The sequence below is a fragment of the Algoriphagus taiwanensis genome (assembly GCF_036245645.1).
Classification (GTDB): Bacteria; Bacteroidota; Bacteroidia; order Cytophagales; family Cyclobacteriaceae; genus Algoriphagus; species Algoriphagus taiwanensis.
On sequence record NZ_BTPE01000050.1, the window covers coordinates 1 to 324 of the forward strand.

Annotated in this window: 1 protein-coding gene; it reads left to right on the forward strand. The window is 56.8% G+C overall.

From position 1 onward, the window contains the following. On the forward strand, nucleotides 1-324 hold a 324-nt coding region (locus tag AAA938_RS20225; protein ID WP_420915762.1), incomplete at both ends, for a DUF7507 domain-containing protein.

Consider the following 324-nt stretch of genomic DNA (forward strand, 5'->3'; position numbering starts at 1 on the left):
GCGGGCGACGAGTTGACCTATACGTTTGTGGTGACCAACCAGGGTAATGTGACCCTGACCAATGTGGCGATCGCTGAGGAGAGCTTCAGTGGCACGGGCACGTTTGGAGCGATCCCGTTCCAGTCCAGCAGCATGAACAGTGCTGAGGGCACGTTGAAGCCGGGTGAGAGTGCGACGTATACGGCGACGTATGAAGTGACTGCGGCTGATGTCGAGGCGGGTATTGTGACCAACCAGGCAGAGGCAGAAGGCTTCTTCGGCCAGACCCGAGTGTCTGACCTGTCTGGCAGCACAGTAGATAACGATACAAGAACAGAGTTTGAG